The sequence below is a fragment of the Streptomyces sp. CA-249302 genome, from assembly GCF_050936785.1.
GTDB lineage: Bacteria > Actinomycetota > Actinomycetes > Streptomycetales > Streptomycetaceae > Streptomyces.
The window spans coordinates 2,677,836-2,700,488 of record NZ_JBNJMG010000001.1; the positions used below are offsets into that span (position 1 = coordinate 2,677,836).

A 22,653-nucleotide genomic window follows, 5' to 3' on the forward strand; every position below is an offset into this window, starting at 1 on the left:
GCATTGCGGGGCCTGCTGCGCGTCACTTGAGCTCGGTCATCCCTTCCAGGTCGCAGTCGGTGAAGGCCGGTGGCCGGGTGCAGAGTGCGGCCATCCGCTGCGCGAACTCGGTGGTCTCCGGGGCGTCGTTGTTGGCCATGGCCTCCTCGTAGGAGTTGAACTCGATCACCACGAGGTAGTGGTTCGGCCGGTTGCGGTCCTTGAGGACGAGGCGGTGCGTGGGACCGCCGCTGCGGCCCGCGAACCGCTCGTCCGTCTCCTCGGCCAGCTTGCGCATCTCTTCGAAGCGGTCGGTCTCGAAGTCGATGATCTGCACGAACTTGGTGGGTGCGTCCACGGATTCCTCCGCCCGGTCGTGGCTCTCCCGGGACGGGAGTGCTCAACACCCAACGAAGCACCGGGAGCGATGGTCGGCAATTCATCCTGGGGCGCTCCCGGTGCTGGTTGTTCCTACGTCCGTGGTGGTCAGGCCTCGATGCTGTCCTTCGGAGCGCCTTCGCTCCGCGCCTGCGCCGCTTCGTCCGCCGCCTGCTTCTTGGACGCCCGGAGGCTGGTGATCGTGGTGACGATCAGGACCGCGCAGATGACGCCGAGGGAGACCGGGATGGAGATCTCCGGGACGTGGACCCCCGACTCGTGCAGCGCGTGCAGGACCAGCTTGACGCCGATGAAGCCCAGGATGATCGACAGGCCGTAGCTGAGGTGGACCAGCTTCTTGAGCAGGCCGCCGATCAGGAAGTACAGCTGACGCAGACCCATCAGGGCGAAGGCGTTCGCCGTGAAGACGATGTACGGGTCCTGGGTCAGGCCGAAGATCGCGGGGATCGAGTCGAGCGCGAACAGGACGTCCGTGGTACCGATCGCAAGCATCACGACCAGCATCGGGGTCATGACCCGCTTGCCGTTCTCCTGGATCCAGAGCTTGGTGCCGTGGTAGCGGTCGGCGACACCGAACCTGCGCTCGGCGGCCTTGAGCAGCTTGTTCTCCTCGAACTCCTCGTCGTCCTCGTCGGATCGGGCCTCCTGGATGAGCTTCCAGGCGGTCCAGATCAGGAAGGCGCCGAAGATGTAGAAGACCCAGGCGAAGCTGGCGAGGATCGCGGCGCCCGCGGCGATGAAGATCGCCCGCAGGACCAGGGCTATGAGGACACCAACGAGCAGCACCCGCTGCTGGTACTGCGAGGGCACCGCGAACTTCGCCATGATCAGGACGAAGACGAACAGGTTGTCGACGCTCAGCGACTTCTCGGTGATGAAGCCCGCGAAGAACTCGCCGCCGGCCTGGCCGCTGCCGAAGACGAGCAGGCCGAGTCCGAAGAGTCCGGCGAGGGCGATCCAGACGACCGTCCAGATCCCGGCTTCCTTGATGGATACGTCGTGCGGCTTGCGGCCGATGAAGAAGTCGACCGCGATCAGGGCCGCCAGCCCCACGATCGTCAGGACCCACAGGGTCGGGGAAACATCCATTTGCGCCTCCGGCATTACGTAACGGCAGATGACCAGCGTCGTCGCGCTGCCGGAGGTCTCTTCCACCCACGGTGGGCCGACGCCCCGGGATCGGATCCGATCCGTATTGACGGGTACGCCGCAGTCGACAGGGAGTACTCCCCTCCGTGCCGGAAACGATACCCCAAACACCAAGGAAAGGTAAAGTGATTGGCAAAGAAAAGACCAAGTTACCTGGTCAGGGAGGCTTTACGCGTACTTGGTGCGAGCTGCGGCCACCAGGGTCAGGACCTGCTGGAGCACCTGACTGCCGGGCGGCACGAGGGCGGGCTCGTACGTCCAGGCATGGCCGACCCAGGGGTCGGCTAGGTGGTCCTCGGGCAGCGGGGTGAGTCGCAGCAGCGAACGCCACAGGGGATCCAGCAAAGGCCCGTAGCCGGAGGCCTCCTCGCGGTCGGCGACCATCATCAGGTGGACGCCGACGGCCGGTCCCTCGTCGGCGAGATAGCGCAGCTGGTTCACGGCCCGGTCGTCGAACCCGTGCGGGAAGTCGTTGACGATCAGCAGCTGCTGGGCGGTGTCGAACCCGGGCGGGAGCGAGTCGGCCGCGCCGCCGCGCAGCGCCATCTGCACGAGGTCGACGCGCTGGGTGAGCCGGGTCAGGACGTCCGTCACCCCGGCGGCGCCCAGCGCGGGCGGGGCCGCGAGCGCCTCGGTCTGCACCAGCGGTGCGAGCGCCTGCGCGCCGGAACCGGCCGGGTCGATGACGTGCACGGTGAACTCGCCCGCCGGATAGACCGCGAGCAGCCGCGCGGCGATCGCCACGGCCGCGGTCATCGCGAGGTGCCCCAGCGCGTGCGCGTCGGCGTACGACTCGTCGAAGGAGCCGGAGCGTCCGCTGTCGATCCACAGGCCGCGCTCCAGCGGCAGCCGCACCAGCATCGGGATGCGCAGCAGCTCGCTCTCGGGCAGGTAGAGGTCGCCCAGGCGCAGTGCCATGGGGATCTCCATGGGCACCCGGTAGCCGTGCCACACGGGGTTGTCCCAGCGCGCGTACGCGGGCGGCAACGCGGGCTCCACGACGTCGGCCTCGGCAGTGAGCTGGGCGAGGTCACGGTCGAGGGCGGCCCGGGCCTGGTCGACCAGGTCCGCGTGTTTGGCGCGGGCGGCCTCACGCGCGGCATCGCCCTGCCCGCCGATCCTGTTGCGCGGGTCGGACAGCGTCTGGTCGAGCTCCTTCTCCATCCGCGAGTCGGCGAAGTCGACGGCGCTGCGGTACGCGGCCGTGGTGCGGGCCAGGTCCTCGAACATGCCCCAGACCTGGTTGTAGAGCCGCTCGTCCATGGACCAGCCGGTCGCGTCGCCCGCAACGGGTTGAGCGGGCTGTCCGGGCGGGGCCGGGGGTGCGGTCGGCGGGGGCGGCGGCGGAGCGGCGGTCTGCCGGCCGGGGTGGGTGTAGTTCACGGGGCCGTCGGCGGTGGGCGCGGACGGCTGGGTGACGGTGGATGGGTCCGCGGGTCCGCCGGGATAACCCGGCTGCCCGTCCTGTGGGTTGTACGGAGACGCCGTATGCGGGGGTACGGCGCCCTGCGGCGCGGGCCCGCCCTGGTCGGAGCCCGGCGCGGGGGTGGCCGCCTGGCGGGTGCGGTCGCCGTCGGTCGTGCGCTGCGGCGGCGCCGGTACCGAGCGGGCCAGGCTCTGGGCCACCGCCTCGTTGATGCCGCCCGCGAGGTGGTGGGCCTCGGGCAGGCCCTGGTCGGTGAAGAGTTCGGCGAGGCCGCCGGCGTACCCCTGGCCGACGGCACGCACCTTCCAGGCGCCCTGACGGCGGTAGAGCTCCAGGGCGACCACGGCCGACTCGGCGTCCAGACCGGTGATCGTGTAGCTGGCGACCTCGGAGCCGTCGAGGCCGGTGACCGCGACGAAGGGGGCGGCGACGGCGCCGAAGCGGGCCGGGCCGCCCGCGGCCGTCGTGGGCAGGGCGAGCAGCACGCTGACGCGGTGCACGGCCTCCGGCATGGCGGCCAGGTCCACCGCGAGCCGGTGGTCGGCGGCCGCCTGCCGGGAGACCTCCAGGCCCGGCAGGGTGGGCGCACCCGGGTGGGCCACCCATTCGACACCGCGGGCCCGGCCGTGCTCGTCGCCGAGCGCGGCCGAGGCCACGATCGGCGTACCGGCGGAGACCCGGATCTCCAGACGGGCCTGGGAGAGCGGGTGGTTCTGCCCCCGCACCAGCTCGGCGGTCATCGCCCTCGTCCCCCTGTGTCGCCGGTGTCGTGTCGTGTGTGCCTCGCCCGACGGTCCTACAGGACCGGCAGGATCGCCGGCATCAGGTCCTGGAAGGTACGGCCGTTGGCCGGAGTACCGATGGCCGTCATCGTCCAGCCCGGGCCCGAGCGGTGCACCTTCGCCATGATCTGGGCCGTGTACGCGCCGCCGCCCGCGAGCGTGTAACGGGCCAGCTCCTGGCCGTTGGTCTCGTCGACCAGGCGGCAGAACGCGTTCTGCACCTCCTGGAAGGTCTGGCCCGTGAAGGAGTTCACGGTGAAGATGATCTGGTCGATGTGGACCGGCACGCGCGCGAGGTCGACGAGGATCGCCTCGTCGTCGCCGCCCTGGCCGACACCGCCGACGAGGTTGTCACCGGTGTGGCGCACCGAGCCGTCGTCGCTCACCAGGTGGCGGAAGAAGACGACGTCGACCGGCTGCTTGTCCGCGAACAGGACGGCCGAGGCGTCGAGGTCGATCTCCCGGGTGCGCGAGCCGAACAGGCCGCGCCGGGGAGCCGCCTGCCAGCCGAGACCCATGCGCACCGCGGTCAGGCTGCCGCCGTCGTTCTTCTGCAGACTGATGGCCTGACCCTTGGTCATGTTGACGGTCACGCGCTGATTCCCCTCTCGAACTGTCCCCTGTTGCCGCGGAGTCCGCGGTTGACCAGAACCCTACGCAGGGCCACTGACAGTGCCGTACCCCGGCTCGTACTTTGTGTCGGTCTTGCAACACAGTGCGCATCTGCCGAGGTACGGCGGGTGGCCGCGGGGGTCAGGCCAGGCCTGCCTCCTTCATCTGACGCAGTTCCTTCTTCATCTCGGAGACCTCGTCGCGCAGCCGGGCGGCGATCTCGAACTGGAGGTCCGCGGCGGCGGCCCGCATCCGTGCCGTCATCTCCTCGATCTGGTCGGCGAGTTCGGCCGCGGGCCGGTCGGTCGGGACCGTCTCCTTGGCCTTGCCCTTGGCGGACTTCGCGCCACCGGCCGCCTTGCCGCCGAGGGCGGGCACGGGGGCCTTGGCGCCCTTGCCGTCCTTCGACTTGCGGTAGCCCGAGCCGAGCAGCTGCTCCGTGTCGACGTCCTCGCGGGCGATCTGGGCCACGATGTCGTTGATCTTCTTGCGGAGCGGCTGGGGGTCGATGCCGTTCGCCGTGTTGTACGCGACCTGCTTCTCCCGGCGGCGGTTGGTCTCCTCGATGGCCTTCTCCATCGCCGGGGTGATCTTGTCGGCGTACATGTGGACCTGGCCGGAGACGTTACGAGCCGCGCGGCCGATGGTCTGGATCAGCGAGGTGCCGGAGCGCAGGAAGCCCTCCTTGTCGGCGTCCAGGATCGCCACCAGGGACACCTCGGGCAGGTCGAGTCCCTCGCGCAGGAGGTTGATGCCGACCAGGACGTCGAACTCGCCGGAGCGCAGTTCGCGCAGCAGCTCGACGCGGCGCAGGGTGTCCACGTCGCTGTGCAGATAGCGGACCTGGATGCCCAGTTCCAGGAAGTAGTCCGTGAGGTCCTCGGCCATCTTCTTGGTGAGGGTGGTGACCAGGACGCGCTCGTCCTTCTCGGTGCGGGTGCGGATCTCGTGCACCAGGTCGTCGATCTGGCCCTCGGTGGGCTTGACCACGACCTCCGGGTCGATCAGGCCGGTGGGGCGGATGATCTGCTCCACCGCGCCGTCCCCGCGCGAGAGCTCGTACTTGCCCGGGGTCGCCGACAGATAGACCGTCTGTCCGATGCGCTCCTGGAACTCCTCCCACTTCAGCGGCCGGTTGTCGAGGGCCGAGGGCAGGCGGAAGCCGTGGTCGACGAGGGTGCGCTTGCGGGAGGCGTCGCCCTCGTACATGGCGCCGATCTGCGGGACGGTGTTGTGGGACTCGTCGATGACCAGCAGGAAGTCGTCCGGGAAGTAGTCGATCAGGGTGTTCGGCGGGGAGCCGGGCAGGCGGCCGTCGAAGTGCATCGAGTAGTTCTCCACGCCGGAGCAGGAGCCGATCTGGCGGAGCATCTCGAGGTCGTACGTCGTCCGCATCCTGAGGCGCTGGGCCTCCAGGAGCTTGCCCTGCTTCTCCAGCTCGGCCAGGCGCTCGCCGAGCTCCTTCTCGATGTCGTTGACCGCGCGCTCCATGCGCTCGGGGCCGGCGACGTAGTGGGAGGCCGGGAAGACGTAGAGGTGCTCGTCGTCGCTGATGATCTCGCCGGTGAGCGGGTGGAGCGTGGAGAGGGCCTCGATCTCGTCGCCGAACATCTCGATGCGGACCGCGAGCTCCTCGTAGACCGGGAAGATCTCGATGGTGTCGCCGCGGACCCGGAAGGTGCCGCGGGTGAAGGCCAGGTCGTTGCGCGTGTACTGGATGTCCACGAAGCGGCGCAGCAGCTGGTCGCGGTCGAGCTCGTCGCCGACCCGGAGGGGGACCATGCGGTCCACGTACTCCTGCGGTGTGCCGAGGCCGTAGATGCAGGAGACCGAGGCGACCACGACCACGTCACGGCGGGTGAGCAGCGAGTTGGTCGCGGAGTGGCGCAGGCGCTCCACCTCCTCGTTGATCGAGGAGTCCTTCTCGATGTAGGTGTCCGACTGCGGGACGTAGGCCTCGGGCTGGTAGTAGTCGTAGTACGAGACGAAGTACTCGACCGCGTTGTTCGGCAGGAGCTCGCGGAACTCGTTCGCCAGCTGGGCGGCCAGGGTCTTGTTCGGCGCCATCACTAGCGTGGGGCGCTGGAGCTTCTCGATCATCCACGCGGTGGTGGCGGACTTGCCGGTGCCGGTCGCGCCGAGCAGGACGACGTCCCGCTCGCCTGCCTCGATGCGCCGGGCGAGCTCGGCGATGGCCTGCGGCTGGTCGCCGCTGGGCTGGTAGGGGCTGACGACCTCGAAGGGCGCCACCGTGCGTTCGATGTTGGAAACGGGCCGCATGGGTTCCACCGTACGACCCGCCACTGACAACGCGGCGCGATCAGCGGTTCTGCGGGGTGCGGGATCCTCGTCGACTGCCCCGGACCGGGCGCGGCCGGTGGGCCGGGTGGTGGACGGCGGGGTGGGCCGGGACGCCCGGTTTCTGCTCCACGGGGGTCCAGCGGGGCTTGCCCATGACCATCAGCGGGTCGAACATCACGACCACGGCGGCGAGGACGAGGAAGGCCAGCGGGCCGATCAGCATGGGCCACAGGAGCTCGGCGGGCGAGTCTCCGCCGAGCGGGGCGGACGCGCCGTGGAGGTGGACGCTGAGGGCCGCCATGCCCGTGTAGTGCATGCCGCTGACGGCGAGCCCCATGACGAGGCTCGCACCCACGCTCCAGAGGAACCCCCGGACCTGTCCGGCGGCCCACAGGGCGGCGGTCGCGGCGCCCATCGCGATGACGACGGAGGCGGCCACGGTGAGGGTGTTGTACTCCAACTTCCCGTTCAGGCGCATGGCCGCCATGCCCAGGTAGTGCATCGAGGCGATGCCCAGGCCGGTGATCGTGCCGCCCGTGAACAGGGCCGTGCCCTTCGCGCCCCGGTAGCCGACGATGAAGATCCCGATCCCCACCATGACGATGGCCACACCGAGGCTGGCGAACGTCATCGCCTTGTCGTAGTGGAGCGGCGTCTGTCTGACCGTGAAGCCCATCATGGCGACGAAGTGCATGGTCCATATGCCGGAGCCGATGGCCGCCGAGCCGAGGGCGAGCCAGGCCGGCCGCCACGAGTGGGTGACGAGCATCGATCTGGTGGTGCAGCGCAGACCCAGGGCGCCGCCCAGTGAGGCCATGAGATAGGCCACCAGCGGTGTGACGAGTCCGTAGCTGAATCCGTCGACCGTGCCTTGCATGCGCGGCTGCCCTTCCCGCCCTCTTGCGTCCCTGATTTCCCTGAAATGCGCCCCCTCCCAGGACCGCCCGAGCGGTCAGGGTTGAGGCAGAGAGTATGACTCCCACCGGAATGGTCGAACGATTTTCCGGCAAAGAAACACGTCGTTGCCTCAGTTGTGCGGCACCAGTGAGAGGACTTGGGCAACTCCATTCGATGTGTGGCCATTCTGTACCGCGCCGACAATGACGCTCTGCTGTCACAGTTGAGCTGTCCGTGATCGTCCGACGCGAGGAGCACGCATGTACGCGCGCGCAGTTGCCGCCATCACCGCCGCGCTGCTGGGGGTCGCCGCCCTCCTGCTGCCCGGTTCCGACGCCCGGGCGGGCGACGTCGTCGGCGAGCACGTCCTGGTCATCGGCCACCGGGGAGCCTCCGCCTACGCGCCCGAGAACACCCTGGCCTCCATCGACAGGGCGGCCCGGCTGGGCGTCACCTGGGTCGAGAACGACGTCCAGCGCACCAAGGACGGCGAGCTCGTCGTCATCCACGACGACAGCCTGAAGCGCACCACCGACGTCGAACAGGTCTTCCCCCACCGGGCGCCCTGGAAGGTGAAGGACTTCACAGCGGCCGAAATCGCCCGCCTGGACGCGGGGAGCTGGTTCGGCGAGCGGTACGCGGGCGCGCGCGTACCGACGCTGAGGCAGTACATGCGCCGGGTGGAGCACAACCACCAGAAGCTGCTCCTGGAGATCAAGAACCCGGAGCTGTACCCGGGCATCGAACGGCAGACCCTGAAGCTCCTCGCCAACGAGGGCTGGCTCGACCGGCAGCACGTGGCCGGCCGGCTGATCGTGCAGAGCTTCAGCGCGGACAGCCTCAAGATCGTCCACGACCTGAAGCCCGCCGTCACGACGGCCTTCCTGGGCACCCCGCGCATGTCGGACCTGCCCTCCTACGCGAGCTTCACCGACGGGATCAACCCCTCGTACAACTCGATCTCGACGGGCTACGTCTCCGCCGTGCACGCCTTCACCGGGCCGCACGGCAGGCCCTTGACGGTCTTCACCTGGACCGTCAACGACGCGCCCACGGCCCGGCGGGCGGCCCGGTACGGCGTGGACGGCATCATCACCAACAAGGCGGACGTGGTCCGGGCGGCGCTCCAGGCGCCCTGAGTCCGGCAGCCCGGGGAGCAGGCCGGCGCCCGCTCCCCGGGCGTTGTCAGTGGCGGGTCGTACGGTGGGCGCATGGACAGCCATGGGCAGTACGAGCGGCAGGTCGTGTGGGCTGTGGTGGACACCGGCATCGGTCCACTGCTGCTGGCCGCGACCCGCGAGGGCCTGGTCAACGTCGTGTTCCACGCCACCGACGCGGTGCGGGACAAGGCCGTCAAGGGGCTTGCCTCCCGACTGGGCGGCGATCCCGTCGAGGCACCCGACTCACCGCTGCTCGCCGAGGCGATACGGCAGCTCGAGGAGTACTTCGCCGGTGCGCGGCGCGACTTTGAGCTGCCGCTGGACTGGTCGCTGATCTCTGGTTTCAACCGGCAGGTGCTGCGCGAGCTGGCCGCCGGGGTGCCGTACGGCGCGGTGGTGGGCTACGGCGACCTGGCCGGGCGGGTGGGCCAGCCGAGCGCGGCCCAGGCGGTGGGCGCGGCGATGGGGTCCAACCCGCTGCCGGTCGTGGTGCCCTGCCACCGGGTGGTCGAGAGCGACGGCGGCATCGGCGGGTTCGGGGGCGGACTGGAGACGAAGCGGAAGCTGCTCGCCCTGGAGGGGGTGTTGCCCGAGCCGCTGTTCTGACGATCCGTCGCCCGGCTTCCGCCCGCCGGCAGACGGCCGCGTTCGGTGCACCGAAGGTGGTACGCGGAGGGTGGCCGGAAGGCTGAGGCGGTAGCAGACTCCGCCATGCGCACAGCCACTGGCATCCGAGGGCTCGGAGCCGAAGGGACGGCGAAATCGCATGAGCGGAAACAGGGCAGTCGCGTATCTCAAGCCCGGCGCGGTGGAAGTCCAGACCATCGACCGCCCGACGCTTGAACTCCAGGACGGGCCGGGGGTGGCACCGGAGAACGTCGGCCGCAAGTGCCGGCACGGTGTGATCCTCAAGGTGCTCGCCAGCAACATCTGTGGCAGCGACCAGCACATGGTGCGCGGGCGGACGACCGCGCCCGAGGGGCTGGTCCTCGGACACGAGATCACCGGAGAGGTCGTCGAACGGGGGCCGGACGTCGAGTTCATCGAGGTCGGCGACATCGTCTCCGTACCGTTCAACATCGCCTGCGGGCGGTGCCGCAACTGCAAGGAGCGCAAGACCGGCATCTGTCTGAACGTCAACCCGGCCCGCCCCGGGGCGGCGTACGGCTATGTCGACATGGGCGGCTGGGTCGGTGGCCAGGCCGAGTACGCGATGGTCCCGTACGCGGACTTCAACCTGCTGAGGTTCCCGGACCGGGACGAGGCGCGCGAGAAGCTACTCGACCTGACCATGCTGTCGGACATCTTCCCGACCGGCTTCCACGGAGTGGTGAGCTCGGGCGCGGGCGTCGGTTCGACGGTGTACGTCGCCGGGGCGGGCCCGGTCGGTCTGGCCGCGGCCGCGTCGGCGCAGTTGCTGGGTGCCGCCGTGGTCATCGTCGGCGACCTCAACCCCGAACGCCTCGCCCAGGCGCGGAGTTTCGGCTGCGAGACCGTCGACGTCTCGCAGGGCGGCATCGAGGAGCAGATCGCGCAGATCACCGGGGAGCCGGAGGTGGACGCGGCGGTCGACGCGGTCGGCTTCGAGGCCCGGGCACATGGCCCGGACGCCCCGGAGGCGCCCGCGACGGTCCTGAACTCGCTGATGGGCCTCACCCGCGCGGGTGGCGCTCTGGGCATTCCGGGGCTGTACGTCACGGACGACCCGGGCGGGGTCGACGAGGACGCGAAGTCCGGGACGCTGAAGGTGCGGCTCGGCCTCGGCTGGGCCAAGAGCCACCACTTCACGACCGGGCAGTGTCCGGTGATGAAGTACAACCGCAGCCTGATGCAGGCGATACGGCACGGGCGCGTGCACATCGCCAAGGCGGTGAACGCGACCGTCATCGGCATCGAGGACGCGCCCCGCGGCTACGCCGAGTTCGACCAGGGCGCCAGCCGTAAGTACGTGCTGAATCCGCATGGGGCACTGGACGGCGTACGGCCCGTCTGAACCCCTGAGGCAGGGGGTGGCCACGCGTTCACGCGCGCGTGGCCGCCCCCTGCGCCCTGCTAGTCGTAGTGCCGGGCCTCGAAGACGTTCCCGTCCGGGTCGCGGAAGTAGAAGCTGCGGGTGGCCTTGCCGCGGGCGCCGAAGGAGTCGTAGGAGAACTCGGAGACGGGGACGGTGCGTTCCCGCAGGCGGCTGTGGAGGGTGTCGAAGGCGTCGCCGGGCAGGGCCAGGCAGACGTGGTTGACGGGGTGGCCGGCGCTGTCGGCGGCGCCGGGGAGCATCTTCATGCGCTCCGCCATGGAGTGGGGCATGAGGTCGAGGATGGTCTCGTCGTTGAGCCGTACGGAGGGGAACGGGGCCTCTCCCGAGGTGAACTCGTCGACCCGGACGGGCCGCAGCCCGATGACCTTCTCGTAGAAGTCGGCCGAGGTCACCGGGTCGTGCACCCACAGGACGACGTGGTCGAGACGTGTCGTGTTGTCCGTCATGTTCCTCAGGCTGGTGTCGGCCGCCACAGGCCGCAAGTGTTTGACCGGGCACGGTGCCCGCCAGAGATGAGGGAAGAACGAACGACAGGAGGCAGGCGCGTGGTGCTGGTGGTGTCCGAAGAAGTACGCGAGGCGATCGACGCGCGTCGACCCGTGGTGGCCCTGGAGTCCACGATCATCGCGCACGGGCTGCCGCGCCCGCGCAATCTGCAGGTGGCGCTGGAACTGGAGGACGTCGTACGGCGGGAGGGCGCCGTTCCCGCGACGATCGCGGTGCTGGACGGGCGGCCCCATGTCGGGCTGGACAAGGAGCAGTTGGAGCGGGTCGCCAACGAGGACGGGATCCGCAAGCTGGGCCACCGCGACCTGCCGCTCGCGGTGGCGTCGGGGGCCAGCGGGGCGACCACGGTGTCGGCGACGGCGCTGCTGGCGGCGCTCGCGGGTGTGCGGGTGTTCGCCACGGGTGGGCTCGGCGGGGTGCACCGGGAGTGGACGGTGACCCAGGACGAGTCGGCCGACCTGGGGCTGCTGGCGCGGACGCGGATCACCGTGGTGTGCGCGGGCGTGAAGTCGATCCTGGACGTGCCGGCGACTCTGCAACGGCTGGAGACGCTGGGAGTCGCCGTGGCCGGGTACGGCACGGACCGCTTCCCCGGCTTCTACCTGTCGGACTCGGGGTACCCGGTGGACTGGACGCTGGAGAGCCCCGGGCAGGTGGCCGACGTGATGCGGGCGCAGGACGCGCTCGACGGGCCGGCGTCGTCGCTGATCGTCGCCAACCCCGTGCCGGAGGCCGAGCAGCTGGATCCCGAGCTGCACGCGCGCGTACTCGCCGACGCGCTGCACGCGTGTGAGGCGGAGGGCGTCACCGGGCAGGCGGTCACCCCGTTCCTGCTGGACTACCTGGTACGGCACACCGACGGAGCCTCGCTGGCGGCGAACCTGGCGGCGGTACGGGGCAACGTACGGCTGGCCGCGAAGATCGCGGCGGCCTGGGCGGGGGCGTGATCGCGGGGGTGGATGGAGTGGCAGGCGGCGAGCGTCGGAGAGCGGGCTCGGCGGGCGACGCCTCGCGCACCGGCGGGGCGGCGGGCTCTCCCGGTGCGCGGGACGGAACGCTGCTGGTCGTCGGGGACGTGATCACGGATGTCGTCGCCCGGCATCGGGGGGCGCTTGCCGCGGGGACCGACACGACTGCCGGCATTCGGACCGTGCCGGGTGGGGCGGGGGCCAATGTGGCCTGCTGGGCGGCTCATTGGGGGTGTCCCGATGTTCGGCTGCTCGGGCGGGTGGGGGTGGACGCGGCTGACTGGCACGAGCGGGAGTTGGCCAGGTGCGGGGTGCGGCCGCGGCTCGTCGTCGACCCGGAGGCGCCGACCGGGACCGTGATCTGTCTCGTCGACACCGAGGACTCGGCCGAGCGGACGCTTGTGACCGACAGCGGGGCGTCGTTGCGGCTGGATCCCGGGGACTGGTCGGAGACGCTGCTGGACGGTGTGGCCCGGCTGCATCTGTCCGGCTATCTGCTGTTCTCCGAGTCGAGCCGGGCGCTCGTGGCGGTGGCGCTGGAGTCGGCACGCGCGCGTGGTGTGCCGGTGAGTCTGGATCCCGCGTCGGCCGGTTTCCTGGTGGAGCTGGGCGTCGACCGGTTCCTGGGGCTCGTCGAAGGCGTGGACCTCCTGCTTCCCAGCCGGGACGAGGCATGCCTGCTCACGGGGTTGCCCGACGCGGCGGACGCGGCGGCGAAACTGAGCCGGCATGTCCCGCTGGTGGTCACGAAGCAGGGCGCGCAGGGAGCGCTGGTGGCCCGCGGTGGCGCAGTGCACGCGCGCGTGCCGGCCGCACCGGCGACCCCCACGGACACCACGGGAGCGGGCGACGCCTTCACGGGCGCGTTCCTGGCGACCCTGCTCGCCGGCGCGGATCCGGAGGAGGCGGCACGGGAGGGCTGCCGGGCGGGGGCGATGGCCGTGCAGCGGGTCGGGGGGCGGCCGCCGGGGCGGCGCTGAGGAGAGGGGGCGAAGTGCAGCGCCCGCTGCCGCAGGCCACTCCGGCGCCCAGCGCCCGCCCCGCTCCCCCGCCGTTCTACGCCTTCCTCCCCCAAGCCGAGATCATCGGCGCCGTAGCCAGATCCATCCCCCCGGCCTCCACGTTCGCCAGGTGCCGGTCGATGTCCTCGTTCGTGGCGATGGCCGCCTCGAGGAGTTGGGGGCGGATCTGGCGGATCGTGGCGGATTCGAGGGCGGCGCAGGAGTCGGAGGTGAGGGGGAAGTACGCGTCCGCCTCCACCCGGCGCAGGCCGTGTTCGCGGAGGAGGCGCGGGAGTCGGCGGCCGTAGGAGAGGTCCGCGCCTCGGTCGGCGAGGAGCTGGCGGAAGCCCTGGCGGAGGCGGTTGGCGAGGCGTTGTTCCGGGCCGTGTTCGTCGGGGCAGGCCAGTGGCTGGAGGGCCGGGTCGGCGTCCTCCAGCAGGAGGCGGCCGCCGGGGCGCAGGGCCTTGATCATGGACCGCAGCGCCCGTTCGCGGTCGGGGACATGAACGAGGACCAGCCGCGCGTGCACGAGGTCGAAGCCCTCCCCCGGCGGCTCCTCGGTGGCCACGTCGTGGACCCGCACGTCCACCGGCGGCCGGGCGGCGGCCGCGAGCCGCGTGGTGTCGATGTCGGTGGCGACGACCTTTCCGGTCGGGCCGACCTTCTTGGCCAGCCAGGACACCACCGACGTACCGCCCGCTCCGACCTCCCAGCAGCGCCAGCCGGGGCCGATGCCGAATCCTTCGAGGTGCCGGAAGGTCGTGGGATCGAAGAGAGTGGCGAAGGCGTCGAAGCGCTCGCCCGCCTCGGACTGCCGGTTGTCGAGGAGATACCCGTCGGATCGCGTCATGCCGCGATCATCCCAGTTGCCCGGCTTGCCGGGAGTGGTCGACGCGGCGCTACGGCGAGATGTCCGGCGCCCGCCTGGGCGGACCCCTTCGTCCACAGGCGGGAACAAAGCGGAACCTCCTGTTCCCACAGCCTCACCTGCCGCTTACGCAGACCTGGCAAACTGGCTCGCCAGAGCGCGGGACCCGGCACATCCGCCGGATCCCGCGGCGAGCCCGAGGAGATCCACGCAAGGAGATCCAGATGTCCATGGCAGGGAATCTGCGGAAGGTCACGAGCCTCGGCAGGGTCGGAGGCCTTCGCAAGGTGGCCCGGCTGGCCCGGCGGCGCCCCCGCGTCGACCTGAGCCACCCGGCCAGGTCCCCGCTGGGCTCCTCGGTGGTCAACTGCGTGACCTACCGGGAGGGCGTGCGGGTACCCGGCGGCAGCGACCTGGTCGACACCGTGGAGAAGGTGCGCAAGACCCGGGACGGGTTCGTGTGGCTCGGCCTGCACGAGCCGACGGACCAGGAGTTCGCCGGCATCGCCGAGCTCTTCGACCTGCACCCGCTGGCGGTCGAGGACGCGGTCGAGGCCCATCAGCGCCCGAAGCTGGAGCGGTACGGCGACACGCTGTTCGCCGTGTTCAAGACGGTCTGCTACGTCGAGCACGAGCAGCTGACGGCGACCAGTGAAGTGGTGAACACCGGCGAGATCATGGTGTTCGTCGGCGAGGAATTCGTGATCACCGTCCGACACGGGATGCACGGCTCGCTGGGCCCGCTGCGCGAGGGGCTGGAGTCCGACTCCCGGCAGCTCGCGAAGGGGCCGGCCGCGGTGCTGCACGCCATCGCGGACCACGTGGTGGACGACTATCTGCACGTCACCGACCAGGTCCAGGCGGACATCGACCAGGTGGAGATGGACGTGTTCGCGGCGAACGGCGCGCGGGCCGACCCCGGCCGGATCTACCAGATGAAGCGCGAACTCCTGGAGCTGAAGCGGGCCGTGGCGCCGCTGGCCGGCCCGTTGGACGACCTGGCCACCAGGCCGAGCCGGGTGGTCGATCCCGAGATACAGGCCTACTTCAGGGACGTCCTCGACCACCTCATGCGGGCGAAGGAGCAGATCGCCTCGTTCGACGAACTGCTCAACTCGATCCTTCAGGCCCACCTCGCGCAGGTCACCGTCGCGCAGAACGAGGACATGCGGAAGATCACGGCCTGGGCCGCGGTGATCGCCGTACCGACGATGGTCTGCGGTGTGTACGGCATGAACTTCGATCACATGCCGGAGCTGCACTGGAGGTTCGGGTACCCCCTGGTCATCGGCGTGATATCCGTGGCCTGCCTGGTGCTGTACCGGGGATTCCGGCGCAACGGCTGGCTGTGACGGGCGCGGTCGGCCGGGTCAGGACTTCGTGCTCCTGGCGTACACGCTGTGGGCGAAGTCGGCGATCTGGTCCTCCGTCAGATGCCGGGCCAGGTCGGCCTCGCTGATCATGCCGACCAGCCGCTTGTTCTCGATGACGGGGAGCCGGCGGATCTGGTGGTCCTGCATCTCCCGGAGCACGTCGTCGACGTCGGCGTCCGCCTCGATCCAGCGCGGGGTGCCCTGGGCCATCTCACCGGCGGTGACCTTGGCCGGGTCGTGTCCCATGGCCACGCAGCCGACGACTATGTCGCGGTCGGTGAGGATGCCGCAGAGCCGCTCGTTCTGGTCGCTGATGGGCAGGGCTCCGACGTTCAGCTCACGCATCAGCTGGGCCGCACGGTCCAGGGTCTCGTGGGCGGGGATCCACTGGGCGCCACGGTGCATGATGTCTGAGGCGGTGGTCATGGAGTACCTCCCGGTGCCGGACGGCCGGCGCGGCGCGGGGACGCTCCGCTAGTCCCGGCGCCCTACATTCTCGCCGCGCGGCAGGGCGGATGCACGCGGAACTCCGCGGTAACAGGCGCCGCGGGAGGGCGAGCCGGACACAGGCACTCAGGCAGAGAAGCCCACGACCTTCCGCGGCACGACGCGGATGATCACGCGGACCTCGTCGTCCTTCTCGGCCGGCGGGTCGATGCCGAGGTACTTGTGCGAGAGCTCGTGCGGGAGCTTCTTGCCCTCGTCGGGGAGGATCTCGGCGGTGCCGCGGATCTCGACCGAGGTGTAGGGGTTGGCGAGGTCGAAGACCGTGAGGCTGATGCGGGGGTCGCGGCGGAGGTTGCGCACCTTCTGGCGTCCGTCGGTGGAGGAGAAGAGGACGGTGTCGCCCTCGCGTTTGATCCAGACCACCGAGTTCTGTGGGGAGCCGTCGGGGCCGAGGGTGGCGACGCTGGCGAAGTTCTTGCCGTCGAGGAGGGTGCGGACGGGGTCGCCGAAGGATACGGAAGGCGCGGAGGAGATCGTCATGACGACAGCATAATTAGATGCACTTGCATTGAAAAGTGGTTTGCCGGATCAGCCGGGGGATCCGGGTCAGCCGCTCCACGCCGGGTGACGCGGGTCGTCGGCGCGCACCAGTACGTCGGCGGTGCCGGCCGGGTCGGTCTCGGAGGCGTAGCGCTCGTAGGCGGGGAGCGTCCAGTGGTCGGGCTCGGGGGTGCGGCGGCGCAGGGCGCCGGGTGAGAGGAGGACGTGGACGGTCAGGTCGAACGGGAACCAGTGGCGCAGCAGGAGGGGGCCGTGCAGCAACAGGAAGCCGCCGGGCGGGAGTTGGACGTAGGGGCTGCGGGTGGCGCGGTCGGCGGCCGGGTCCCACAGGTCGGGCAGGACGCGTCCGTCGCCGCCGGGCTCGAGGGGGCCGAAGACCTCGCGCCACAGGGCCCGGGTGTCGAACCAGCCGTCGTAGTAGGCGTCCACGTCCTGGTGGCCGTACTCGAGGCGGAGGGAAGCGGGGCGCAGGAAGCCCTCCGTGCCGATGGTGAGCGAAGGGCGGCCGTGTATGCGCAGGGCTTCGGCGACGCGTTCGGCGAAGTCTCCGGGGCGGGCCGCCGGGGCGCCGTCGAAGGCGATGCGGGGCCAGGGGCTGCCGTCGGCCGGTTTCAGGTCGAGCAGGCGCTCGGCGAGGAGGTCGCCGAGCCGGTCCCAGGTGATCGCTTCGAGTCGCACAGCGCCCATGATGCGTCAGGGGGCGGCCGGTGTTGGACGGTCCCGGGCCGTTTCCGCCGGAGATGCCGGAGATACGGACAGATCGAGACGCCTACGCCGCACCGCACCGCACTCGGATGTCGGTGATCCAGGATCGGTGACCGGGATCGGTGATCGGTGGCGGGGGTGTGACCGGATCGGAGTAGGTCGGGGCGTGGCCCGGGGAAGGAATCACATATGGCGCGTCTTGCAACTCCTTCGTCCCGTACCGGACTTCTCGTCATCCAGCCGCTCAAGCGGCGGCACTGCGGGGAGTGTCTTGCGGGGCCGTTGTCGATGCTGGTGCTGGAGGAGGGGGCGCCGCGGTGTCTGGACTGCGCGGATCTCGGGCATCTGGTGTTCCTGGCGCGCGGTGACACGGCGCTCACTCGGCGGTCGCGGGAGGAGAGTGCGCTGTCGGCGGTGGTAGTGCGGTTCAACCGGCGCAAGGGGCGGTACGAGCGGCAGGGCGTGCTGGTCGAGGAGGCGGGGTTGATCCGGGCCGAGGAGCGGTGCCTGGCGGACGCGGAGGCGCGGCAGCGGCGCCGGGTGCGGGACGCGCGGCGGCGGGCGGTGGAGGACGTGCGGTTCGCGGAGGCGTTCGCGGCGGAGATCCTGCGGCTGTTTCCCGGGTGCCCGGACGGGCGGGCGCGGGAGATCGCCGGGCACGCGTCGGTGCGGGGCAGCGGGCGGGTGGGGCGGAGTGCGGCGGGGCGGGCGTTGTCGGAGGGGGCGGTGGTGTCGGCGGTGGTGGCGTCGGTGCGGCATGTGGAGACGCCGTACGACCAGTTGCTGATGAGCGGGGTGCCGCGGCACGAGGCTCGGCGGCGGATCAGGGCGGGGGTGGAGAACGTGCTACGGGGGTGGCGGACCGAGGGGACGGAGGCGGGGGTGGGCTGAGGGCGGCGCGGAGACGGAGGGGCGCTCGTGGAGGTACGGCACCGCCGGGACGCGCCGCGGTGGTTGCGCGCGCGGTTGCGGCGGACTGGAGAGGCCGGCAGGAGGAAGGGGTTGGGGACGGGCGGGTGGACGTTTGCGTATGGGGTTGCGCGGGTCGGCCATGGTCCTCCCGGGCGGACGGGATTTGACTTGTGGTGATGGGGGGTGCCGGGGAGGATCTCGGCTCTATACGGGGAGTTGACGTTGTCGTGATCGATGGACCGTACTTCTGGCTGACCGTGCTGGGTGTGCTCGGGACCGGGCTGGTGGCCGGGGTTTTCTGTGGGTTTTCTACCTTCGTGATGCGGGGGCTGGCCGCGTTGCCGCCCGCGCAGGGGGTCGCCGCCATGAACGCGATAAATGTGACGGCGGTGATGCCGGCGTTCATGCTCGTGTTCGTGGGGTCGGCCGTGCTGTGCGCGGTGATCGGTGTGGTGACCTTCGTGCTGTGGCCGGACGACGGGAGGGTGGAGCTGCTGGTGGGCAGCGCGCTGTATCTGTTCGGGTCCTTCGGCGTGACCATGGTCGCGAACGTGCCGCGCAACGACACGCTGCTCAAGCTGGACCCCGGCACCCCGGAGGCGGCCGCCTACTGGCCGGCGTACGTACGCGAGTGGACGATGTGGAACCACGTGCGGATGGTGGCCTCGGCCGGTTCGGCGGTGGCGTATGTGCTGGCGCTGACCTGAAGGGCGCCGGGGAGTCCACTGGGTGAGCTAACGGGATGAGTGCGCTGGGCCGGTGCTGAGCAGACGCTGAGAAGTTCCCGGCGGTGACTGGGGGAAGTCTGAGAAGCGTGGGCGGAAAGCGCTGTCCGTCCACTCTGCGCCCGTGGCCGACACGTCGTATCGTGGCCGAAAGAGTGCCACCCGATGCGCCCGATGACGCATGGCCTGTCGTACGCGGACGCACGGCCTGTCGTTCGCGGACGCGAGGAAGACCGCCATGGCCGATCCCAAGGGATTCATGACCACGCCGCGCCAGGACTGGCCACGCCGGCCGGTCGGGGAGCGGGTCCGGGACTGGGACGAGGTGTACGTCCCCGGGGCGCTGCTGCCCATCATCAACAAGCAGGCCGACCGCTGCATGGACTGCGGCGTCCCGTTCTGTCACGACGCCTGTCCGCTCGGGAACCTGATCCCCGAGTGGAACGACCTGGTGAGCCGGGACGACTGGCGGGCGGCGGCGGACCGGCTGCACGCCACGAACAACTTCCCCGAGTTCACCGGGCGGTTGTGTCCGGCGCCGTGCGAGGCGGGGTGTGTGCTCGCCATCAACCAGCCGGCCGTCACCATCAAGAACGTCGAGGTGGCCGTCGCGGACAAGGCGTGGGAGCTGGGGTTCGCGCCGCCGCAGGCGCCGGACCGGCTGTCCGGGCGGACGGTCGCGGTGATCGGGTCGGGGCCGACGGGGCTGGCCGCGGCGCAGCAGCTGACGCGGGCCGGGCACACGGTCGCCGTGTACGAGAAGGACGACCGGCTCGGCGGGTTGATGCGGTACGGGATCCCCGAGTTCAAGATGGAGAAGCGCCATCTTGAGCGTCGGATCGACCAGATGCGGGGCGAGGGGACGAAGTTCCGTACGTCGACCGTGGTCGGGCGGGACGTGGGGGCGGCGGAGCTGCGGGCGCGGTACGACGCGGTGGTGATCGCGACCGGGGCGACGGCCTGGCGTGAACTTCCCGTACCTGGGCGGGAGTTGGCCGGGATACAGCAGGCGATGGAGTATCTGCCGCTGGCCAACCGGGTGTGTGCGGGGGACCTGGAGAGATCACCGATGTCCGCCGCCGGGAAGCATGTCGTGATCGTCGGGGGCGGGGACACGGGGGCGGACTGTCTGGGGACGGCGGTGCGGGAAGGGGCCGCCTCCGTCACGCAGTTGGACATCTACGCCCAGCCCGGCGCCGATCGTGACGAGGACGCGGAGCCCTGGCCGACGTATCCGAAGATCTACCGGCTGTCGGCCGCGCACGAGGAGGCCGGGGAGTTGGAGACGGCGCCTGCGGCGGACGCGGACGCGCGGCTGTTCGCGGCGTCCACGCTCCGCTTCACCGGCGACGGGAGCGGGCATGTGCGGTCGCTGCACCTGGTGGAAGTGGATGCCGGCCGGCGCCCGCTGCCGGACACCGGGCGGACGCTCCCCGCCGACCTCGTGCTGCTCGCGCTCGGCTTCTCCGGGCCCGACCGGGAGGACGGGCTCGTCGACCAGTTGGGGCTGGCGATGGAGCCCCGCGGGACGATCACCCGGGACGCCGGGTTCGCGACGAACGTGCCCGGCGTGTTCGCCGCCGGGGACGCGGCGCGGGGGCAGTCGCTGATCGTGTGGGCGATAGCCGAGGGGCGGGCGGTGGCGGCGGCCGTCGACCGCTATCTGACGGGAAGTTCGCAACTCCCGGCGCCCATCGGGCCGTACGACCGCCCGATGACGGTGTAGAAACCGCCGGCTCGCTCTAGCGGCGCCGCTCGTCCGTGCCCGCCACCTTGGCCGTCGAGAGCGCCACCCGGTTCCAGGTGTTGATCGTGAGGATGAGGGCGAGCACATGGGCCAATTCCTGCTCGTCGAACTCGGCCGCGGCCTGCGCGTAGACCTCGTCGGGGACGCCGCCGTCTGCCACCAGGGTCACCGCCTCCGTGAGGGCGAGCGCGGCCTGCTCCCGCTCGGTGAAGAAGTGGCGGGCCTCGCGCCAGACGGCCACCATGTGCAGCCGGTCCTCGGGCTCGCCGGCCTTGCGGGCGTCGCTCGTGTGCATTTGCAGGCAGTACGCGCAGCGGTTGAGGTGCGAGGCGCGGATCTGGATCAGTTCGACGAGGGTGGGGTCGAGGCCCTCGCGCGCGGCGGCGTCGAAGCCGATGAGAGCGCGGAAGACCTTCGGGGCGGACTTCGCGAAGTCGAGGCGGGGGGCGGTGCCGGTCGGGTGAGTGGTGCTGGTCGCCGTCTGCGTGCTGGTCGTCGTCATGTGATTCAAACTACGGGGCCGAAAGACCCACTGTAGGGTGCACTTTCATGGCGAAATCGTGGGTCAATTCCGCCGAGCGGATCGGGGCCGACCTGCATCTGGAGGTGGCCGCGACCGGCGGGCGGCGGGCTGCTGTCGCCGCGGCGTTGCGGGAGGCCGTGCGTGGTGGGCGGCTCGCTCCCGGCACCCGGCTGCCGCCGTACCGTTCGCTCGCCGCGGACCTCGGCGTCGCCCGCAACACCGTGGCCGACGCCTACGCGGAGCTCGTCGCGGAAGGCTGGCTGACGGCTCGGCAGGGCTCCGGGACACGGGTCGCGGAACGGGCCGAGCCGCTGCGGCGCGGCGAGCGGGGGGCCGTAAGAAATCAGGCACGCGCGCGTGAGCGTGAGGCGGGCTCGGAGTCGCGCGATCGTGCGGAAAGCCGGTCTCCACGCGCGCGTGAGTCCGCGGCGCCGCCACGCGCGCGTGCTCCGCGCGCGGCGTCTGTCCCCCGCCGTCCGCTCCACGACCTCCGGCAGGGCACACCGGACGCGTCGGCGTTCCCGCGTGGGGACTGGGTCGCGTCGTATCGGCGGGCCGTACTGGGGGCGGCGAATGAGGTGTTCGGGCCGGGGGATCCCGCTGGGCGGGTGGAGTTGCGGGAGGCGTTGGCGGAGTATCTGGCGCGCACGCGTGGGGTGCGGACGGAGCCGGGGCGGATCGTGGTGTGTTCCGGGTTCGCGCACGGGCTGCGGCTGCTGTTCGGGGGCGGGGTGCTGCGCGGGCCGCTGGCCGTGGAGGCGTACGGGCTGCCCTTCCACCGGGAGTTGCTCGCCGGCGCGGGCGCGCGGACCGTACCGCTGCCGCTGGACGAACACGGCGCGCTCGTCGACCGGTTGGGGCGGGAGAGGGCCGTATTGCTCACGCCCGCGCACCAGTTCCCGACGGGCGGGCCACTGCACCCGGAGCGGCGGGCCGCCGTGATCGACTGGGCACGCGCGCGTGGCGGGGTGGTGCTGGAGGACGACTACGACGGGGAGTTCCGTTACGACCGCAAGCCCGTCGGCGCCGTCCAGGGGCTCGACCCCGAGCGGGTGATCCTGCTCGGCTCGGTCAGCAAGAGCCTGTCACCGGCGGTGCGGCTGGGCTGGCTGGTGCTTCCGGAGCGATACGTCGACGGGGTGCTCGCGGCCAAGGGCGAGCGGGAGGCGTGGGCGAGCGTCCTCGACCAACTGAGCCTCGCCGACTTCATCGACAGTGGGGCGTACGACCGTCATGTGCGGCGGATGCGGCAGCGGTACCGGCGTCGGCGCGACCGCCTCGTGGCGACGCTCGCCGAGCACGCGCCGCACATCGAGGTGACCGGTGTCGCGGCGGGCCTGCACGCGGTGCTGCGGCTGCCGCCCGGCACGGAGCGGTCCGCCGTCAAGGCCGCGGCCTGGAACGGGGTCGCGCTCGACGGGCTGGCCGAATTCCGGCACCCGGCAACGGAGATGGAGGCCGCCGACGGTCTGGTGGTGGGGTACGCGACGCCCTCGGAGCATGCGTACGGGGCGGCACTGGAGGCGCTGTGCGGGGTGCTGCCGGCGGGGGCGCCGGGCGCTGCGTGAGTCGCGGG

Annotated in this window: 22 protein-coding genes; 10 read left to right on the forward strand and 12 right to left on the reverse strand. The window is 70.9% G+C overall.

Going from position 1 to position 22,653, the window contains the following annotated elements; translation table 11 throughout:
• Positions 1-22: 22 nt before the first annotated feature.
• From ACQEWB_RS12080 to ACQEWB_RS12105, 6 genes are all read right to left on the reverse strand, one after another.
• Positions 23-337: a hypothetical protein gene (locus ACQEWB_RS12080; RefSeq protein WP_432829970.1), complete on the reverse strand. Its 315-nt coding sequence runs from the start codon at positions 335-337 to the stop codon at positions 23-25.
• A gap of 128 nt (positions 338-465) precedes the next feature.
• Positions 466-1,467, reverse strand: coding sequence for a TerC family protein (locus tag ACQEWB_RS12085; protein ID WP_432829972.1), 1,002 nt, complete (start codon positions 1,465-1,467; stop codon positions 466-468).
• A 228-nt stretch (positions 1,468-1,695) separates the two neighbouring features.
• Complete coding sequence (locus ACQEWB_RS12090) at positions 1,696-3,693, reverse strand: TerD family protein (RefSeq protein ID WP_432829974.1); 1,998 nt, start codon at positions 3,691-3,693, stop codon at positions 1,696-1,698.
• A gap of 56 nt (positions 3,694-3,749) precedes the next feature.
• On the reverse strand, positions 3,750-4,328 hold the full coding sequence (locus ACQEWB_RS12095; protein ID WP_432829976.1) for a TerD family protein: 579 nt from the start codon (positions 4,326-4,328) through the stop codon (positions 3,750-3,752).
• 160 nt (positions 4,329-4,488) lie between these two features.
• Positions 4,489-6,627, reverse strand: coding sequence for an excinuclease ABC subunit UvrB (uvrB, locus tag ACQEWB_RS12100; RefSeq protein ID WP_432829978.1), 2,139 nt, complete (start codon positions 6,625-6,627; stop codon positions 4,489-4,491).
• A gap of 40 nt (positions 6,628-6,667) precedes the next feature.
• The gene (locus ACQEWB_RS12105) at positions 6,668-7,525 is read right to left on the reverse strand and encodes an MHYT domain-containing protein (protein WP_432829980.1); all 858 of its coding nucleotides are present in this window, start codon (positions 7,523-7,525) and stop codon (positions 6,668-6,670) included.
• A gap of 280 nt (positions 7,526-7,805) precedes the next feature.
• Here ACQEWB_RS12105 and ACQEWB_RS12110 point away from each other — a divergent pair, with 280 nt between their 5' ends.
• The 3 genes from ACQEWB_RS12110 (at position 7,806) to fdhA (ending at position 10,698) form a co-directional block, all read left to right on the forward strand.
• Positions 7,806-8,684 carry a glycerophosphodiester phosphodiesterase gene (locus ACQEWB_RS12110; RefSeq protein ID WP_432829982.1) on the forward strand — a complete coding sequence of 293 codons (879 nt, stop codon included), beginning with the start codon at positions 7,806-7,808 and terminating at the stop codon, positions 8,682-8,684.
• Positions 8,685-8,756: 72 nt separating this feature from the next.
• Positions 8,757-9,311, forward strand: a complete 555-nt coding sequence (locus tag ACQEWB_RS12115; RefSeq protein WP_432829984.1) for a methylated-DNA--[protein]-cysteine S-methyltransferase — start codon at positions 8,757-8,759, stop codon at positions 9,309-9,311.
• Positions 9,312-9,471: 160 nt separating this feature from the next.
• Positions 9,472-10,698 (forward strand): formaldehyde dehydrogenase, glutathione-independent, encoded by a 1,227-nt coding sequence (gene fdhA, locus ACQEWB_RS12120; RefSeq protein WP_432829986.1) that lies wholly within the window; start codon positions 9,472-9,474, stop codon positions 10,696-10,698.
• 59 nt (positions 10,699-10,757) lie between these two features.
• On the opposite strand, the gene ACQEWB_RS12125 is transcribed toward fdhA, so the two are convergent.
• A complete protein-coding gene (locus ACQEWB_RS12125) occupies positions 10,758-11,186 on the reverse strand; it encodes a VOC family protein (protein WP_432829989.1) in 429 nt (142 codons plus the stop codon).
• 99 nt (positions 11,187-11,285) lie between these two features.
• On the opposite strand from ACQEWB_RS12125, the gene ACQEWB_RS12130 reads away from it, so the two are divergent.
• On the forward strand, positions 11,286-12,194 hold the full coding sequence (locus tag ACQEWB_RS12130; protein ID WP_432829991.1) for a pseudouridine-5'-phosphate glycosidase: 909 nt from the start codon (positions 11,286-11,288) through the stop codon (positions 12,192-12,194).
• 110 nt (positions 12,195-12,304) lie between these two features.
• The gene (locus ACQEWB_RS12135; RefSeq protein ID WP_432843764.1) at positions 12,305-13,195 is read left to right on the forward strand and encodes a carbohydrate kinase family protein; all 891 of its coding nucleotides are present in this window, start codon (positions 12,305-12,307) and stop codon (positions 13,193-13,195) included.
• 76 nt (positions 13,196-13,271) lie between these two features.
• Here ACQEWB_RS12135 and ACQEWB_RS12140 read toward each other — a convergent pair whose 3' ends face one another.
• Positions 13,272-14,066, reverse strand: coding sequence for a class I SAM-dependent methyltransferase (locus ACQEWB_RS12140; RefSeq protein ID WP_432829993.1), 795 nt, complete (start codon positions 14,064-14,066; stop codon positions 13,272-13,274).
• Positions 14,067-14,308: 242 nt separating this feature from the next.
• Between ACQEWB_RS12140 and ACQEWB_RS12145 the strand changes: the two genes are divergently transcribed.
• Positions 14,309-15,436: a magnesium and cobalt transport protein CorA gene (locus ACQEWB_RS12145; protein ID WP_432829995.1), complete on the forward strand. Its 1,128-nt coding sequence runs from the start codon at positions 14,309-14,311 to the stop codon at positions 15,434-15,436.
• Between the two features lie 18 nt (positions 15,437-15,454).
• Here the strand turns inward: ACQEWB_RS12145 and ACQEWB_RS12150 are convergent, their stop codons facing one another.
• From ACQEWB_RS12150 to ACQEWB_RS12160, 3 genes are all read right to left on the reverse strand, one after another.
• On the reverse strand, positions 15,455-15,883 hold the full coding sequence (locus ACQEWB_RS12150; RefSeq protein ID WP_432829997.1) for a CBS domain-containing protein: 429 nt from the start codon (positions 15,881-15,883) through the stop codon (positions 15,455-15,457).
• 147 nt (positions 15,884-16,030) lie between these two features.
• Positions 16,031-16,444, reverse strand: coding sequence for a PPOX class F420-dependent oxidoreductase (locus ACQEWB_RS12155; protein WP_432829999.1), 414 nt, complete (start codon positions 16,442-16,444; stop codon positions 16,031-16,033).
• 66 nt (positions 16,445-16,510) lie between these two features.
• The gene (locus ACQEWB_RS12160) at positions 16,511-17,152 is read right to left on the reverse strand and encodes a uridine kinase (protein WP_432830001.1); all 642 of its coding nucleotides are present in this window, start codon (positions 17,150-17,152) and stop codon (positions 16,511-16,513) included.
• A 207-nt stretch (positions 17,153-17,359) separates the two neighbouring features.
• Here ACQEWB_RS12160 and ACQEWB_RS12165 point away from each other — a divergent pair, with 207 nt between their 5' ends.
• The 3 genes from ACQEWB_RS12165 (at position 17,360) to ACQEWB_RS12175 (ending at position 20,533) form a co-directional block, all read left to right on the forward strand.
• Positions 17,360-18,061, forward strand: coding sequence for a DUF2293 domain-containing protein (locus ACQEWB_RS12165; protein ID WP_432830003.1), 702 nt, complete (start codon positions 17,360-17,362; stop codon positions 18,059-18,061).
• Between the two features lie 248 nt (positions 18,062-18,309).
• Complete coding sequence (locus ACQEWB_RS12170) at positions 18,310-18,789, forward strand: DUF1772 domain-containing protein (protein WP_432830005.1); 480 nt, start codon at positions 18,310-18,312, stop codon at positions 18,787-18,789.
• A gap of 256 nt (positions 18,790-19,045) precedes the next feature.
• Positions 19,046-20,533 (forward strand): glutamate synthase subunit beta, encoded by a 1,488-nt coding sequence (locus ACQEWB_RS12175; protein ID WP_432830007.1) that lies wholly within the window; start codon positions 19,046-19,048, stop codon positions 20,531-20,533.
• 16 nt (positions 20,534-20,549) lie between these two features.
• Here the strand turns inward: ACQEWB_RS12175 and ACQEWB_RS12180 are convergent, their stop codons facing one another.
• Positions 20,550-21,056, reverse strand: a complete 507-nt coding sequence (locus ACQEWB_RS12180) for a carboxymuconolactone decarboxylase family protein (protein ID WP_432830009.1) — start codon at positions 21,054-21,056, stop codon at positions 20,550-20,552.
• A gap of 47 nt (positions 21,057-21,103) precedes the next feature.
• Between ACQEWB_RS12180 and ACQEWB_RS12185 the strand changes: the two genes are divergently transcribed.
• Positions 21,104-22,645, forward strand: a complete 1,542-nt coding sequence (locus ACQEWB_RS12185) for a PLP-dependent aminotransferase family protein (RefSeq protein WP_432830011.1) — start codon at positions 21,104-21,106, stop codon at positions 22,643-22,645.
• Positions 22,646-22,653: the final 8 nt, after the last annotated feature.

Excerpts from the sequence above, each read along its gene's own strand:
- ACQEWB_RS12155 (WP_432829999.1), bottom strand. The coding sequence starts at position 16,444 with ATGACGATCTCCTCCGCGCCTTCCGTATCCTTCGGCGACCCCGTCCGC.
- ACQEWB_RS12145 (WP_432829995.1), top strand. The coding sequence starts at position 14,309 with ATGTCCATGGCAGGGAATCTGCGGAAGGTCACGAGCCTCGGCAGGGTC.
- ACQEWB_RS12085 (WP_432829972.1), bottom strand. The coding sequence starts at position 1,467 with ATGGATGTTTCCCCGACCCTGTGGGTCCTGACGATCGTGGGGCTGGCG.
- ACQEWB_RS12165 (WP_432830003.1), top strand. The coding sequence starts at position 17,360 with ATGGCGCGTCTTGCAACTCCTTCGTCCCGTACCGGACTTCTCGTCATC.
- uvrB (WP_432829978.1), bottom strand. The coding sequence starts at position 6,627 with ATGCGGCCCGTTTCCAACATCGAACGCACGGTGGCGCCCTTCGAGGTC.
- ACQEWB_RS12180 (WP_432830009.1), bottom strand. The coding sequence starts at position 21,056 with ATGACGACGACCAGCACGCAGACGGCGACCAGCACCACTCACCCGACC.
- ACQEWB_RS12140 (WP_432829993.1), bottom strand. The coding sequence starts at position 14,066 with ATGACGCGATCCGACGGGTATCTCCTCGACAACCGGCAGTCCGAGGCG.
- ACQEWB_RS12160 (WP_432830001.1), bottom strand. The coding sequence starts at position 17,152 with ATGGGCGCTGTGCGACTCGAAGCGATCACCTGGGACCGGCTCGGCGAC.
- ACQEWB_RS12185 (WP_432830011.1), top strand. The coding sequence starts at position 21,104 with ATGGCGAAATCGTGGGTCAATTCCGCCGAGCGGATCGGGGCCGACCTG.
- ACQEWB_RS12110 (WP_432829982.1), top strand. The coding sequence starts at position 7,806 with ATGTACGCGCGCGCAGTTGCCGCCATCACCGCCGCGCTGCTGGGGGTC.
- ACQEWB_RS12105 (WP_432829980.1), bottom strand. The coding sequence starts at position 7,525 with ATGCAAGGCACGGTCGACGGATTCAGCTACGGACTCGTCACACCGCTG.
- ACQEWB_RS12115 (WP_432829984.1), top strand. The coding sequence starts at position 8,757 with ATGGACAGCCATGGGCAGTACGAGCGGCAGGTCGTGTGGGCTGTGGTG.
- ACQEWB_RS12175 (WP_432830007.1), top strand. The coding sequence starts at position 19,046 with ATGGCCGATCCCAAGGGATTCATGACCACGCCGCGCCAGGACTGGCCA.
- ACQEWB_RS12125 (WP_432829989.1), bottom strand. The coding sequence starts at position 11,186 with ATGACGGACAACACGACACGTCTCGACCACGTCGTCCTGTGGGTGCAC.
- ACQEWB_RS12150 (WP_432829997.1), bottom strand. The coding sequence starts at position 15,883 with ATGACCACCGCCTCAGACATCATGCACCGTGGCGCCCAGTGGATCCCC.
- ACQEWB_RS12090 (WP_432829974.1), bottom strand. The coding sequence starts at position 3,693 with ATGACCGCCGAGCTGGTGCGGGGGCAGAACCACCCGCTCTCCCAGGCC.
- fdhA (WP_432829986.1), top strand. The coding sequence starts at position 9,472 with ATGAGCGGAAACAGGGCAGTCGCGTATCTCAAGCCCGGCGCGGTGGAA.